At 72.6% G+C, this 14,871-nt stretch carries 12 protein-coding genes; 10 read left to right on the top strand and 2 right to left on the bottom strand.

All coding sequences use genetic code 11. From position 1 onward, the window contains the following. Positions 1 to 202 precede the first annotated feature (202 nt). Together CP978_RS07390 and CP978_RS07380 are read left to right on the top strand one after the other, a co-directional pair. Positions 203 to 1,399, top strand: coding sequence for a glycerophosphodiester phosphodiesterase (locus CP978_RS07390; RefSeq protein WP_043438642.1), 1,197 nt, complete (start codon positions 203 to 205; stop codon positions 1,397 to 1,399). 272 nt (positions 1,400 to 1,671) lie between these two features. After that, complete coding sequence (locus CP978_RS07380) at positions 1,672 to 2,175, top strand: GNAT family N-acetyltransferase (protein WP_043438640.1); 504 nt, start codon at positions 1,672 to 1,674, stop codon at positions 2,173 to 2,175. Between the two features lie 169 nt (positions 2,176 to 2,344). Here CP978_RS07380 and CP978_RS07375 read toward each other — a convergent pair whose 3' ends face one another. Together CP978_RS07375 and CP978_RS07370 are read right to left on the bottom strand one after the other, a co-directional pair. After that, positions 2,345 to 2,779, bottom strand: a complete 435-nt coding sequence (locus CP978_RS07375) for a hypothetical protein (protein ID WP_043438638.1) — start codon at positions 2,777 to 2,779, stop codon at positions 2,345 to 2,347. A 1-nt stretch (position 2,780) separates the two neighbouring features. Beyond that, positions 2,781 to 3,140 carry a hypothetical protein gene (locus CP978_RS07370; RefSeq protein WP_043438636.1) on the bottom strand — a complete coding sequence of 120 codons (360 nt, stop codon included), beginning with the start codon at positions 3,138 to 3,140 and terminating at the stop codon, positions 2,781 to 2,783. A gap of 308 nt (positions 3,141 to 3,448) precedes the next feature. Between CP978_RS07370 and CP978_RS07360 the strand changes: the two genes are divergently transcribed. The 8 genes from CP978_RS07360 to cobA all read left to right on the top strand — a co-directional run bounded on the left by CP978_RS07360 (position 3,449) and on the right by cobA (position 14,860). After that, complete coding sequence (locus CP978_RS07360) at positions 3,449 to 4,099, top strand: HAD-IA family hydrolase (protein WP_043438632.1); 651 nt, start codon at positions 3,449 to 3,451, stop codon at positions 4,097 to 4,099. Positions 4,100 to 4,485: 386 nt separating this feature from the next. After that, positions 4,486 to 5,520 carry a methionine ABC transporter ATP-binding protein gene (locus tag CP978_RS07355; RefSeq protein ID WP_043438630.1) on the top strand — a complete coding sequence of 345 codons (1,035 nt, stop codon included), beginning with the start codon at positions 4,486 to 4,488 and terminating at the stop codon, positions 5,518 to 5,520. Continuing rightward, positions 5,517 to 6,281, top strand: coding sequence for a methionine ABC transporter permease (locus CP978_RS07350; RefSeq protein WP_043438628.1), 765 nt, complete (start codon positions 5,517 to 5,519; stop codon positions 6,279 to 6,281). Before CP978_RS07355 ends, CP978_RS07350 begins: the two co-directional genes overlap by 4 nt. 119 nt (positions 6,282 to 6,400) lie before the next feature. Further along, the gene (locus CP978_RS07345) at positions 6,401 to 7,234 is read left to right on the top strand and encodes a MetQ/NlpA family ABC transporter substrate-binding protein (protein WP_150478163.1); all 834 of its coding nucleotides are present in this window, start codon (positions 6,401 to 6,403) and stop codon (positions 7,232 to 7,234) included. Between the two features lie 203 nt (positions 7,235 to 7,437). Next, a complete protein-coding gene (locus CP978_RS07340) occupies positions 7,438 to 8,076 on the top strand; it encodes a GNAT family N-acetyltransferase (RefSeq protein WP_043438626.1) in 639 nt (212 codons plus the stop codon). 125 nt (positions 8,077 to 8,201) lie between these two features. After that, positions 8,202 to 9,410, top strand: a complete 1,209-nt coding sequence (gene cbiE / locus CP978_RS07335) for a precorrin-6y C5,15-methyltransferase (decarboxylating) subunit CbiE (RefSeq protein WP_043438623.1) — start codon at positions 8,202 to 8,204, stop codon at positions 9,408 to 9,410. Positions 9,411 to 9,754: 344 nt separating this feature from the next. Beyond that, positions 9,755 to 13,387 (top strand): nicotinate-nucleotide--dimethylbenzimidazole phosphoribosyltransferase, encoded by a 3,633-nt coding sequence (gene cobT, locus CP978_RS07330; RefSeq protein WP_150478162.1) that lies wholly within the window; start codon positions 9,755 to 9,757, stop codon positions 13,385 to 13,387. Positions 13,388 to 13,621: 234 nt separating this feature from the next. Then, entirely contained in the window at positions 13,622 to 14,860 is a 1,239-nt protein-coding gene (cobA, locus tag CP978_RS07325) for a uroporphyrinogen-III C-methyltransferase (protein ID WP_043438614.1), read from the top strand. Positions 14,861 to 14,871 lie beyond the last annotated feature (11 nt).

Here is a 14,871-nt window from a genome sequence, read left to right as displayed (position 1 = left end):
GCCTGTTCGTCATCCGCCGGACGGGTGGCGCACCTCACGGACGGCCGATGACGGTCCGTCATCCGGGCTCCCCCGAAAGGAGTCACCCCCGCACCCGGCAGGACGACGCATGTCCGCCCCGAGTTCCCGTGCAGGTCTCCCGGTCGTCGTCTTTGCGCATCTACCATCGAGCCGCTTCGGACAGACCTGGCGGGAGGGACCCATGGGGACGCGGGAGACGTACGAGCAAGGCCGAGGAACGGGACGGAGGGCGCTGCTCGGGGCCGCGGTGCTCGGCGCGGGAGGGGCGGTCCTCGGACTGCCCGGCGCCGCGAGCGCCGACGGCCGGCACGGAAAGGACCCCGGGCCGGGGGCGGGCTCGAAGCCCGGACACGGACTGAAGGGCCTGCCGGTGCCCACGATCATCGGGCACCGCGGAGCCAGCGGCTACCGGCCCGAACACACCTTCGGCTCCTATCAGCTGGCCCTGGACATGGGTGCCGACATCGTGGAGGCCGGCGACCTGGTGCCGACCCGGGACGGCCATCTGGTGTGCCGGCACGAGCCGGAGATCGGCGGGACCACCGATGTCGCCGACCACCCCGAGTTCGCCGCCCGCAGGACCACCAAGATCCTGGACGGCGTGTCCACCACCGGCTGGTTCACCGAGGACTTCACGCTCGCCGAGCTGAAGACCCTCCGGGCGGTCGAGCGGATCCCCGATACCCGCTCGCGCAACACCCTCTACGACGGCCGCTGGGAGATCCCCACCTTCGAAGAGGTGCTCCGCTGGCAGGACGAGCAGACCCGCAAGCGCGGCAAGCAGGTCTGGATCTACCCCGAGACCAAGCATCCGACCTACTTCCGCAAGCTGGGCCTCGGCCTGGAGGAGCGGCTCGCGAGCGTGCTGCGCAAGCACGGCAAGGACAAGAAGAACGCGCCGGTCGTCATCCAGTCCTTCGAGCCCACCAGCATCCAGCGCCTGGCAAAGCTCGTCGGCAACCCGCTGGCCGTGCTGCTGTCCGCCGCGAACACCCGCCCCTGGGACTTCGTCGAGTCGGGCGACCCGCGCACCGTCGCCGACCTCATCACCCCCAAGGGGCTCAAGGGGATCGCCTCCTACGCCCAGGGCATCGGCCCGACCCTCGACCTGGTCATCCCCAGGAAGGCCGACGGCAGCCTGGCCGAGCCGTCCACGCTCGTCGCCGACGCGCACGCCGCGGGCCTGATCCTGCACCCGTACACGATGCGGAACGAGAACACCTTCCTGCCCGCCGACTTCCGCCGGGGCACGGACCCGGCGGCGTACGGGGACGCCTTCGGCGCCTTCCGGGCGTACTTCGCGACCGGGATCGACGGTGTCTTCACCGACAACGCCGACACCGGGGTGCTCGCCCGTGAGGACTTCCTGCGCCGCTGAACTCCCCCGCCCATCACCCGTATCGCTCGGCCGCCCCGGCAATCCGTCGCCGGGGCGGCCGTGTCATGCGCTCCCTCGCCCGCGGGGCGCCCGAGGGCCGGAACCGGGATATTGCGGGGGAGTTGGATATCTCACAGGGTGTTCGCGGACCCGAACATCCTCAATGTCACGAATGTCTACGTCGATTGCTGTCGACGGAGGTTGCGGCCCCTCGGTGACGGGGATAGGAGTGGGGAACTATCGGCGATCAGGTGAGCGGGAGGCGTGCGCACATGGGCATGAGCGTGACCATCTCGGGGGCGACCGAGCGGGATGCCGAGCAGATCTTCAGGCTGCAGTACCTGTGCTTCCAGAGCGAGGCCGCGCTGTACGGGAACTACCGCATTGCCGCACTCGTCCAGAGCCTCGACTCGGTGCGTGCGGAAGTCGCCTCGGATTGCGTCTTCGTGGCGCGGCTGGGCGAGGAGGTGGTCGGCTCGGTGCGCGGCAGCGTGACCGAGGACGGCGCGGCCTCCATCGGCACGCTCTGTGTGCACCCGCGGCTCCAGGGCCATGGCATCGGGGCCCGGCTGCTGAGCGCGGCGGAGACCGCACTGGCCGGGGAGCACGGCGCCAGGACGTTCCGGCTCAGCACGGGCCACCGCAGCGAGCACAACCTCCGTCTGTATCGCAGGGTCGGCTATGAGGCGGTGGGCACCATCCAGGGCGAGGACGGCGTTCCGCTGATCGTTCTGGAGAAGCAGCTCCCGGCGGGCTCGTACGCGACGACCGCCTAGGACCTCTCACGCCCCGCCCGCCCGGGGCTCGGCACTGGCGGCCGGGGCCGGTCGTCCGTCCACGACCGGCCCACCGTCCTTCCCCGGGATCCCCGCACCCGGGCCCCGTACGGTGCGCACGCCCGCCGGACACCACGCGCCGGGGGCGCCCGCCGCCGGAGGGGGATGTTCAGGCCGCGTCCGGCTGCCCGGCGCCGAGGCCCTTGCGGAGCCAGTACATCGCCGACAGGGGCAGCAGTACCGGGATGAAGAGATAGCCCCTGCCGTAGTCCGACCACACGGTCGCATCCGGGAAGGCGGACGGTTCGACCAGGGTCCAGGTGCCGACGGCGAGCACACCCACGAGCTCGGCGGCACAGCACACCAGGGCCGCACGACGGGCCGTCTCGCCGCCGCGGACCAGGGAATAAGTGATGAAGCCGTAGACGACTCCGGCGACCGCGGACAGGGAGTACGCCAGCGGGGCCGTGCCGAACTGCGTCGAGATCTGGACGACCGAGCGGGACACCGCGCCGACCACCATCACGCCGTACAGCCATACGAGCAGCATGCCGGGCCCGCCGATGAGTCGGGCCCTCGCCGGCTTCTCCTCGGTGGTCGCCATCTCAGCCTCCCCAGATGTCATAGAGCCGCACCTCCAGCACGGCGAGCACCACACCGCCGGCCGCGACCGTCACCGAACCCCACCGGGTGCGCTCGGCCAACGACATGAAGCCCGCCGCCGGGATGCACGCGAAGGCGCCCAGCAGATACGCCACAAAGATCGTCGTGCCCTGCGCCGGCTTCTCGCCGCGTGCCAGCTGCACGACCCCGACGACCAGTTGGACCAGGGCCAGCAGCGTCACCACGGCCATGCCGATGAAGTGCCAGTCCTTGGTGGGCTGATCACGGTATGCCGCCCAGCCGCACCAGGCGGCGATCAGCAGCGCGGCGACACCGGTCACCAGCGTCAGGGCATCAAGCATGCCGTGACCCTATTACGGCCCAAAAGGCCCGACGTCCTCGGCCCACGTCTCACCGGACCGCCCCCGCCCTCTCCCGGATCTCCTGGAGCCGGGGCAGGGCCTCCCCCGAGGCCGGGGAATCGCCTCCCCTTAGGGCTCCGAACAAAAGTGGGGCCCGGCGGGCGGCGCCCGGCACGCACGCTCGCCGCGTTGCCGGAAGGTCCTGGTAGCTCCGCTACAAGGACCTTCCGGCGCCTTGCGATCGCATGCACCGGACACCGCCCGCTGATCGGACCCCACTTTTGTTCGGAGCTCTTAGGGTCGAGGCCATGAGGATCCACGCTGACGCCCTGCTCTTCGACAACGACGGGACGCTCGTCTCATCCCTTGAATCGGTCCGGCGGTGCTGGACGCTCTGGGCCCAGGAGTACGGCGTCACCGCGGAACAGTTCGGACGCTTCGCGCTGCACGGCCGTACGGCCGCCGAGATCGCCGCCGATCTGCTGCCCGCCGAGATCGTCCCGGAGGCCGTGGCGCGCATCGAGCGGCTGGAGGTCGAGGACGTGCCGAACGGCGGCGTCCATCTGCTCCCGGGCACCAGGGAGTTCCTGGACGCGCTGCCGGCCGACCGCTGGGCCGTCGTCACCTCCGCCACGCTCGGCCTCGCCGAGGCCCGGCTGGAGGCCGTCGGCATCCGCCCCAAGACCCTGATCACCGCGAACGACGTCACCCGCGGCAAGCCCGATCCCGAGCCCTATCTGCTGGGCGCCCGCGCACTGGGCGTCGACCCGTCCCGCTGCGTCGTGTTCGAGGACGCCCCGGCGGGCCTGGCGGCCGGCCGGGCCGCCGGCATGACGACCGTGGCGTTGGCCACAACCCACCAGGCCCGGGAACTGGACGCCGATCTGGTGGTGAAGGACCTGTCCGCCTTGTCCGTACTGGTCACCGACCGCGGGGTGGAGATCTCCGTACGCGACTGAACACACCCCCGGCTGTCCGCCATTCGGACAGCCGGGCCCGGCTCCGGTGGGGTGTCTGCTTTACTTGATCCCATGACCACGACGAGCTGCCGCATCTCTGCGACCGAGGCGACCATGACGCCCGGTGCTCGTTGTCGGTGTCGAATGTGCGCCTGCTAGAGGGCCCCCGCACCACCGCAGAGCCTCGCGCCCCGAAGCGAGACCGCCCGGCACGTCCGTGACGCCCCGCGGCGTACGAGACCCAGCCCGCCCCGCTGCCCGAACGGCGAGGGCCACCGCGCCACGTTCTCCGGATCGACCGTTCTCGCGAGAACCGTGCGCGCTCCCACGCACGCACCCGTGTCCGGCGTACCTCCACGCCTGCACTCGACAGTGACGGAAACCCAGTGATCACCACATCGGGCCTGACCAAGGTCTATCGCTCGCACGGCCGCGAGGTGACCGCCCTCGACGGCGTCGACCTGCATGTACGCGAGGGCGAGGTGTACGGCGTCATCGGCCAGTCCGGTGCCGGCAAGTCCTCGCTCATCCGCTGCGTCAACCTCCTGGAGCGCCCCACCGCCGGCACGGTCACCGTGGCCGGCCAGGACCTCACCGCGCTCGCCGGACGCGGACCCCGCGCCGGAAGGGAGCTGCGGCAGGCGCGCAGCCGGATCGGCATGGTCTTCCAGCACTTCAACCTGCTGTCCTCGCGCACCGTCCAGGACAATGTCGAGCTGCCGCTGGAGATCCTCGGCCGGTCCGGGAAGGAACGTTCCGGCAAGGCCCTGGAACTGCTCGACCTCGTCGGCCTGGCGGACAAGGCCAAGGCCTACCCGGCACAGCTCTCCGGCGGCCAGAAGCAGCGCGTCGGCATCGCCCGCGCCCTGGCCGGCGACCCCAAGGTGCTGCTCTCCGACGAGGCGACCAGCGCCCTCGACCCGGAGACCACCCGCTCCATCCTCCAGCTGCTGCGCGACCTCAACCGTCAACTGGGCCTGACCGTGCTGCTCATCACCCATGAGATGGACGTGGTCAAGACCGTCTGTGACTCGGCCGCACTGATGGACAAGGGCCGCATCGTCGAGTCCGGCACGGTCGGCGAACTGCTCGCCACCCCCGGCTCCGAACTGGCCGCCGCGCTCTTTCCGGTCAGCGGCGAGGCGACCGGCGACGACCGCACCGTCGTCGACGTCACCTTCCACGGGGACGCCGCCACCCAGCCCGTCATCTCGCAGCTCGCGCGCACCTACAACATCGACATCTCGATCCTCGGTGCCGCCATGGACACCGTCGGCGGCCGGCAGGTGGGCCGGATGCGCATCGAACTGCCCGGCCGCTACGAGGAGAACGTGGTGCCCATCGGCTTCCTGCGTGAGCAGGGCCTTCAGATCGACGTCCTGGGCCAGCGGCCCGCGCCCGTGAAGGAAGGTGCCAAGTGACCTGGTCCGAGATGCAGCCCCTGCTGTCCCAGGCGTGTTGGGACACGCTCTACATGGTCGGCTGGTCCACCGTGATAGCGATCGTCGGCGGCCTGCCGCTCGGCATCCTCCTGGTGCTGACCGACCGCGGGGGGCTGCTGCAGAACCTCGTCGCCAACAAGGTCATCGGACAGGTGGTGAACATCGCCCGGTCGATGCCGTTCATCATCCTGATGGTCGCGCTGATGAGCTTCACCCGCTGGATCACGGGCACCACCATCGGCCGTGAGGCCGCCATCGTGCCGCTGGCCATCGGCGCGATCCCGTTCTTCGCCCGCCTGGTGGAGACGGCCGTACGCGAGGTGGACGACGGGCTCGTCGAGGCGGTGCAGGCGATGGGCGGCAACACCTGGACCATCGTGCGCAAGGTCCTGGTGCCGGAGTCCCTGCCCTCGCTGATCTCCTCGGCCACCACCACGATCGTCGCCCTCATCGGCTACTCCGCGATGGCCGGCACCGTCGGCGCCGGAGGCCTGGGCGACATCGCCATCCGCTACGGCTACCAGCGCTTCGAGACCCAGATGATGTGGATCACCGTGGCGATCCTCGCCGTCGTCATCTCGCTGATCCAGTTCGCCGGCGACTACGCGGCCCGCACCCTGCACCGCCGCGGCGGCCGCTCCGGATCCGCCCCCCGGCTCCGGCTGCTGAAGGACAAGACGCCCGGCGGAGCGGCCCCCACCGCCGAGCCCGCCACGGCCGACGCGGGCGAGACCGCCTAGCGCGCCGCCCGGACCCCGGCCCCCGCACCTCCACCGCGATCTCCCGGGTCCCGGGCCCCCGATCTCCCCGCTTCGCACCGACGACGGGGTCGCACCACCCAAAAGGAAAGGCACTTTTCGTGCGTAACACCGCCAAGATCACCACTGCCGCCCTCGTCACCGGAGCCCTCACACTCGCCCTGACCGCCTGCGGCTCCGGCAAGGACTCCTCCGCCTCCTCCGACTCCAAGGGACCGCTGGTCGTCGCCGCGAGCCCCACCCCGCACGCCGAGATCCTCAACTTCGTCAGGGACAACCTGGCGAAGAAGGCCGGGCTGGACCTGGAGGTCAAGGAGTTCACCGACTACGTCACGCCGAACACGGCGACCGAGGACGGGTCCGTCGGTGCCAACTACTTCCAGAACCAGCCGTACCTCGACGACTTCAACAAGAAGAACGGCACCCACATCGTGCCCGTCGTCACGGTGCACCTGGAGCCGCTCGGCCTCTACTCCCACAAGGTCAAGAAGGTCGACGAGCTGAAGAAGGGGGCGACCGTGGCCGTCCCCAACGACACCGTCAACGAGGCGCGCGCCCTCAAGCTGCTCGCCGCCAACGGGCTGATCACCCTCAAGGACGGCGTCGGGACCGAGGCGACCCCCAAGGACATCGTCAAGAACCCCAAGGACCTCACGTTCAAGGAGCTGGAGGCGGCCCAGACGCCCCGCGCCCTCGACGACGTGGACGCCGCGGTGATCAACGGCAACTACGCCATCTCCTCGGGTCTCAAGCCCGCCGAGGACGCCCTCGTCCTGGAGTCCGCGGACAACAGCCCCTACGGCAACTTCCTCGCCGTGAAGAAGGGCAACGAGAACGACCCGCGCGTCAAGAAGCTCGCGAAGCTGCTCACCTCGCCCGAGGTGAAGAAGTTCATCGAGGACAAGTACCAGGGCTCGGTCATCCCCTCCTTCTGATCCCTCGGGGCCGGCTCCCGGGCGTCCTGCGCCGGGGCCTCCTCCCCGCGCACCCACCCGGTCCGCTCCCTCAGCGGACGGAAGTCCTCCCCCACGCCTGCGGGCGGCGGGGGAGGACCCGGTGGTGTGATGCGGTGTTCCGATGCTGCATGCTGGACAGTTCAGCATGCACTGACGGTTTCCGACGGTTACGGAGCGGCGCAATGACGAGCACCTTCCCCAACGTCTCCATCACCACGGAGCGTTTGGTACTGCGCCCTCTGGAGGGGGACGACATCCCGGCGCTGGCCGAGATGCTGAACGACGAGCTGACCGGCGCCTGGACCGATGTGCCCCAGCCGTTCACCGAGGACGACGCCCGCACCTGGATCACCGAGTACGCCCCCACCGAACGCGCCGCCGGGCGCGGGATCGACCTCGCCGTCGCCGAGTTCCTCACCCAGCGGCTGGTGGGCGTCGTCCAACTCGGCAGAACCGACTGGCACGTCCGCTCCGCGGAGCTCTCCTATATCGTCGCCCCCTGGGCGCGCGGGGAGGGCTACGCGGCCGAGGCGGCGCTCGCCACCGCCCAATGGCTCTTCGGGGAACAGAAGTTCGAGCGGATCGAACTGCGCACGGCGGCCGACAACACCGCCTCCCAACGGGTCGCCCAGAAGATCGGCTGCATCAGCGAGGGCGTACTGCGCAACGCCTGCATAGCGCACGTCCGTACCGAGGACGGCCACTGGACCGATGTGCGGACCGATTTCATCGTATGGAGCCTGCTGCCGGAGGATCTCGACGGGGTCGGTGAGGAACTGGCCGACCTCGGTGGTTTCACGTCGTTCTCGAACTGGAACTGATCCGGAGGGACCGCTTTCACGGCCGGGTCCGGGACGGTCTCACCCCGCCCGACCAGGTAGTCTCACGAGACCTGCCGTGCCGGGCAGCCCCGAGACCTGCGAAGACCTCCTGGAGACTGACGACGATGGCCGACCGCGTCACGGTGATCGGCTGGGACGGCTCGCCGCTGACCGCCGCCGCGCGTTCCGCCCTCGGGGCCGCCACCCTGGTCGCCGGAGCGGCCCACCACCTGGCGCTTCCCGAGGTGCCGGCCGCGGCCGAGCGCATCCGGCTCGGCAGTGTCGCCCTCGCCGCCCGCCGTATCGCCGCCCACCGCGGCAGCGCCGTCGTCCTGGCCGACGGCGACCCGGGCTTCTTCGGCGTCGTACGCACCCTGCACGACCCCCAGTTCGGCCTTGAGGTCGAGGTCGTGCCGGCCGTCTCCTCGGTGGCCGCGGCCTTTGCACGCGCGGGAATGCCCTGGGACGACGCCCAGGTGGTCGTCGCACACCCTCGCACCCTGCGACGCGCGGTGAACGTGTGCCGCGCCCACACCAAGGTCGCCGTGCTCACCTCGCCGGGCGCCGGGCCCGCCGAACTCGGCCTGCTGCTGGAGGGGGTGCACCGCACCTTCGTCATCTGCGAGGAACTCGGCACCGACCGGGAACGGGTCACCGTCGTCACCTCCGACCGGGCCGCCGACCACACCTGGCGCAACCCCAATGTGGTCATCGTCATCGGCGGACCCGCGGGCGCCGCCGAGGGCGGCTGGATCGCCGGCCGCGACCCGGGCGCCGGACCGCGCGGCTGGGCACTGCCCGCCGGGGCCTACGGCGGCGGACTCGGCGAAGGGGAGGCGCAGCTGCTGCGCGCCGCTCAACTGGCCCGCCTGGGACCTCGGGTGGGTGACCTCGTGTGGGACATCGGCAGCGGCAGCGGTGCGTTCGCCGTGGAGGCCGCCCGCTGCGGGGCCGCCGTCATCGCCGTCGACCGCGACCCGGGCGCCTGCGCCCGCACGGACGCCGCCGCCCGTCGCTTCGGGGTCCCGCTCCAGATCGTGTTCGGCGCCGCCCCGCACATCCTGGAGGACCTGCCCGAACCCGATGTGGTGCGCGTCGGGGGCGGCGGGCCCGCGGTCGTCTCGGCCGTCGCCGACCGCCGCCCGCAGTGCATCGTCGCGCACGCCGCCACCCGCGACGAGGCCGAGCTCCTCGGCAGGGATCTGACCGAGCACGGCTACGCCGTCGAGTGCGCGCTGCTGCAGTCCGTGGAACTCGACACACGGGCCTGGACGGAGAAGGAACGGAGCGTCGCGTTCCTGCTCAGCGGCCGATTGCCGGAACGCTCCCCGTGATCAGGTTGTCCTACCGGCGCGATAGGCTGACCGACCGTTGTACCGCACTTGGGTGATCCAGGGCTTCGTCGGCCAATGTCCGGAAAGCGCGCATCTTTTGGTGCGAGTGTGGTACGGCAGAGCCGGAGCGCGCGCAACGTGGCGCAGTCCACAGTGGACCGTCGCGGAACAAGGCGCCGCGAGGGCAGAGCGGCCGGGACAATACCGTTCGACGGTTTCGTCGTCATTGTTGGCGGGTCGTTCGTGCCGCTGGGCACGCACGCTCGTTCTTCACTGCGGGCGGTCGGCGCGCAGTTCCGGGCGAGCTGGTCGTAGAAGCACTAACCGATGGGCGAGGGGTACGCATGACCGACACCGGCCAGGTCCCGGGCGAGGGACTGCCGGAGAACGCAGGCACGGTGGAGCAGCCGGGCGTCCTCGCGCCGGACGCGTACACCTACCTCGACCACTCCGGGACCACCACTGCCACCGCCGACGACGACGATCTGCTTCTGCTGCCGGGCCAGCAGGGCGCATGGGGCAACGAACTGCCCCAGCCCGCCCCGGCCGCGGCGCCGCTCGCCCCCGAGCCGGGCCCGCACGAGACGGCCGGCCGGGACAGCGGTTCGCTCGACGTCGGCGCGTTCCGTACGCCGCCTGCGGCGCCCGCGCCTCAGCCGACGCCGCCGCGCCGCCCGCTGCACCTCGGCCCGCCCACCCCGGACAACTCCACCACCCTGGTGCGTTCGCTCGCCGACCGCGGTCCGGCGCAGGCCCCGATGCGTCCCTCCGGGCCGCCGACCACCGGCCCCGAGTACCTCGATGTGCCGCAGGCCGCGGAGACCTCCGCACAGGGCGCGGTGCCGTGGGGTGCCACGCCGCAGACGGGGACCGTGCCGTCGGTGCACACCGAGCCGACCGCCGCGGCGACGGCCCCCGCCGCGCCGACGGTCCTCGCGGAGCCCGCACCGGTCGCGGCCGAGGCCGTGCCGGTGGCGCCCGAGGCCGTGCCTGCGGCGTTTGAAGGGCCCGAGGTGCCCGGGCAGCAGGCCGTACCGGGCCCCGAGACATCGCACGCGCCCGGAGCGCCGACCGGGGTCGAGTCGCCGCAGCCGCCGGTCGTGGCACAGGAGGCGCCCGGCGCACCGCTGGGCCAGGAGATCCCGCCGCAGGCACCGGACATGGCGCAGGCCGCGGCGGCCCCCGAGGCCGTGCCCGCCGCCGAGGCCGTGCTGACCCCCGAGGGCACGCCGCTCCCGGCCGCCCCCGGCGTCCCCGAGGGTGTGCCGGCCGACGCACCGGTGCCGGACGCCGCGCAGGCCCCGGAGCCCGTACCGGCGGCCGACGTACTGCCGGACGCGGCGCCCGCCCAGGCGCCCGCCCCGGACACGGCGCCCTTCGTCCCCGTGCCGGACGCCGCCGCGCAGCCCGTGGACGCCGCTGTTCCCGGCGATGCGCAGGCCGCGCCCGCCGACGCCCCGGCGCCCGCCGTGCAGGCCGCCCCCGCGGCGGCCCCCGAACCCGAAGCGCCCGCTCCCGTCGAGTTCGCCCAGGAACCGGCTCCGGCTCCCGTGGCGGACCAGCAGACGCCCGAGCCGCAGGCCCCCGCCGCGCCGGTCGTGGTCGCCGCGACCGTGACCCCGGACACGGTGGCGCAGCCCGCCGAGCCCGTACCCGGGGGTGCCGTCGAGGAGACGGGGCCCATGGCCGCCGAGCCGGTTCAGGCCGTGCCGGCGGACGATGCCGCCCAGGCCCCGGCGTCCGAGGCCCTCGCGCCTCAGGACCAGGCCCCGGCGGAGGTCCCCGCTGCGCAGGCGAGCCACGAGCAGACCCGGGGCGGAGTACCCGCGGGCGACGAGCCGGCCGGGGCGCCCGCTGCCGCCCCGGAGTTCCCCGAGGACGCCACGCTCGGCCGGTTCGTGCCGGTCGAGGGCACCGTGCCCACCACCCCGCACCTGGCCCCGACCCCGCCCCACGCGCCGAGCGTGCCGCCGGTGCCCGCCCAGGAACAGCGGACGCCCCAGGAGCCGCAGGCCGCGGAGGAACCCGCCCCGGCAGCCGCCGAGCCGCCGGAGCCGACGGCGGACGCCCCGGCGGCGGAGGGGCCCATGGCCCATGTCCCTGCCCCTCGCGAGGGCGAGGCCGCCGCTCCGGAGCGCGGTGACCCGGAGCCCGTCGTCGCACAGCAGGCGGAGGACCTGGACACCAGGGCCGCCGACCAGGAAGAGGGCACCGCTGTGGCGGAAGACCCACGAGAGCTCAGCGGCCCGGCGGCGCCCGGCTACGACGAGGCCGAGCGTGAGGCGGTGCTGCGGGTGATGCGCGAGCGCCGTGACATCCGCAACGGCTTCCGCAGCGACCCGATCCCGCACGACGTACTGCTGCGGGTGCTGGAGGCCGCCCACACGGCGCCCTCCGTGGGCCACTCCCAGCCGTGGGACTTCGTGGTGATCCGCTCGACCGAGACCCGCCGCACCATGCACGAACTGGCCCAGCGCCAGCGCGAGGCGTACGCCAAGTCGCTGCCCAAGGGCCGGGCCAAGCAGTTCAAGGAGCTGAAGGTCGAGGCCATCCTCGACACGCCCGTGAACATCGTGGTCACCGCCGACCCCACCCGCGGCGGCCGGCACACCCTCGGCCGGCACACCCAGCCGCAGATGGCCCCCTATTCCTCCGCGCTCGCCGTGGAGAACCTCTGGCTCGCGGCCCGCGCCGAGGGCCTCGGCGTCGGCTGGGTCAGCTTCTTCGACGAGCGTGAGATGGTCCGTACCCTCGGCCTTCCCGAGCACCTGGAGATCGTGGCCTACCTCTGCGTGGGGTATGTCGACGAGTTCCCCGAGGAGCCCGAGCTGATGCAGACGGGCTGGTCCAAGCGTCGCCCGCTGTCCTGGGTGGTGCACGAGGAGACCTACGGGCGGCGCGCGCTGCCCGGCGAGGAGCCGCACGACCTGCTCGCCGAGACCGTGGCCGGCATCCGTCCGCTGGACGCCAAGGCCCTGGGCGAGGCCTGGGAGCGGCAGAAGCGCATGACCAAGCCCGCGGGCGCGCTGGGCATGCTGGAGATCATCTCCGCGCAGCTGTCCGGTCTGTCCCGGCAGTGCCCGCCGCCGATCCCGGAGCCCGCGGCCGTCGCGATCTTCGCGGGGGACCACGGTGTGCACGCCCAGGGCGTCACCCCCTGGCCCCAGGAGGTGACCGGCCAGATGGTCGCCAACTTCCTCGGTGGCGGCGCGGTCTGCAACGCCTTCGCCAACCAGGTGGGCGCCGAGGTCTGCGTCGTCGACGTGGGCGTGGCCGCCGAGCTCCCCGCCACCCCGGGCCTGCTGCCGCGCAAGGTCCGCGCGGGCACGGCGGACATGACGACCGGCCCCGCGCTCACCCGCGAGGAGGTCAAGCTGGCCATCGAGGTCGGCATCGAGACGGCCCGCGACCTGGTGGCGGCCGGCAACAAGGCGCTGCTGACCGGCGAGATGGGCATCGCGAACACCACGGCCTCGGCCGCTCTGATCTCCGTCTTCACGGACACCGACCCGTCCGAGGTGACCGGCCGCGGGACGGGCATCAACGACGAGACGCTGGCCCGCAAGACCGAGGTCGTCCGCCGCGCCATCGAAGTGCACCGGCCGGACCCGGCCGACCCGATCGGCGTCCTGGCCGCGTTCGGTGGCCTGGAGCACGCGGCGATGGTGGGCCTGCTGCTCGGCGGAGCCTCGCTGCGGACACCGGTGATCCTGGACGGCGTCAGCGCGGGTGCCGCCGCCCTGGTGGCCCGCGCCATCGCCCCCGAGGTCCTCGCGGCCTGCATCGCCGGCCACCGCAGCGCGGAGCCCGGCCATGTCGCCGCCCTCAACAAGCTGGGCCTGCGTCCCCTGGTCGACCTGGACCTGCGCCTGGGCGAGGGCACCGGCGCCCTGCTCGCGCTGCCGCTGGTGCAGAGCGCGGCCCGGGCGATGCACGAGGTGGCGACGTTCGACTCGGCGGGCGTCACCGAGAAGTGATCCGCGTCAGCGACCCCGCAGCGGTGACGGAGAGGTGACTCGGTCGCGGTGACCGAGAGGCCCCGGAGGCGGGGCGGAACCCCGGGCCAGGTGCCCGGGATTCCGCCCCGCCTCTCCGTCGAACCCGTACCTGACCACAGGCCGTCGCCGCTCCGGACGTAAAATCCCCACCTCAGGGCCGCTCCAGAGCCGTAGAGGCCCCTTCCGCACCGCCTGGACGAGGAGCCGCACGCCATGGCCGAACACCCGCCCTACCCCGTGGGGCTCCGGCTCCTCGGCCGCCGTGTCGTCGTCCTCGGCGGTGGCCAGGTCGCCCAGCGCCGGCTTCCCGCGCTGATCGCGGCCGGTGCGGACGTCCTTCTGGTGTCTCCCGAGGCCACGCCCTCGGTGGAGGCCCTGGCGGACACGGGCCGGATCACCTGGCTGAAGCGTCCGTACGAGCCCGGGGACCTGGAGGGCGCCTGGTACGCGCTCATCGCCACCAGCGACTCCGACGCCAACTCCCGGGCGTCGGCGGAGGCCGAGGCCGACCGCGTGTGGTGCGTCCGCTCCGACGACGCCGACGCGGCCACCGCCTGGACCCCCGCGACCGGTCACAGCGAGGGCGTCACGGTCGCCGTCCTGACCACCGAGGCGAAGGGCCGCGACCCCCGTCACACCGCCGCCGTCCGGGACGCCGTCGTCGAGGGCCTGCGCGACGGCACACTGGTCGCCCCCCACCATCGCACCCGCACCCCCGGCGTCGCGCTGGTCGGTGGCGGCCCCGGCGACCCCGACCTGATCACCGTGCGGGGCCGGCGGCTGCTCGCCGAGGCGGACGTCGTCATCGCGGACCGTCTCGGACCCCGCGACCTCCTGGCCGAACTCCCGCCGGGGGTCGAGGTGATCGACGCGGCGAAGATCCCGTACGGCCGTTTCATGGCCCAGGAGGCCATCAACGACGCCCTGATCCAGCACGCCCGGCAGGGCAAGTCGGTGGTGCGGCTCAAGGGCGGCGACCCGTATGTCTTCGGCCGCGGCATGGAGGAGGTCCAGGCGCTCACCGAGGCGGGCATCCCGTGCACGGTGGTGCCGGGCATCTCCAGCTCGGTCTCGGTGCCGGGCGCGGCCGGTATCCCGGTCACCCATCGGGGTGTCGCCCATGAGTTCACGGTGGTGAGCGGTCATGTCGCCCCCGACGACGAGCGCTCCCTCGTCGACTGGCCGTCGCTGGCGAAGCTCACGGGCACCCTGGTGATCCTGATGGGCGTCGACAAGATAGGGAAGATCGCCGAGACGCTCGTCGCCCACGGGAAGGCGCCCGACACCCCCGTCGCCCTGGTCCAGGAGGGCACGACTGCCGCCCAGCGCCGCGTCGACGCCACCCTCGCGACGGTCGCCGCGACCGTGGCGGCCGAGGAGGTGAGGCCGCCCGCGGTGATCGTCATCGGTGAGGTGGTACGCGTGGGCCCGCACCCGCCCGAGCAACGCTGAGCGACCCCTTC

The sequence above is a fragment of the Streptomyces nodosus genome, assembly GCF_008704995.1.
Classification (GTDB): domain Bacteria; phylum Actinomycetota; class Actinomycetes; order Streptomycetales; family Streptomycetaceae; genus Streptomyces; species Streptomyces nodosus.
This window is presented reverse-complemented; position numbering and strand designations above follow the sequence as displayed.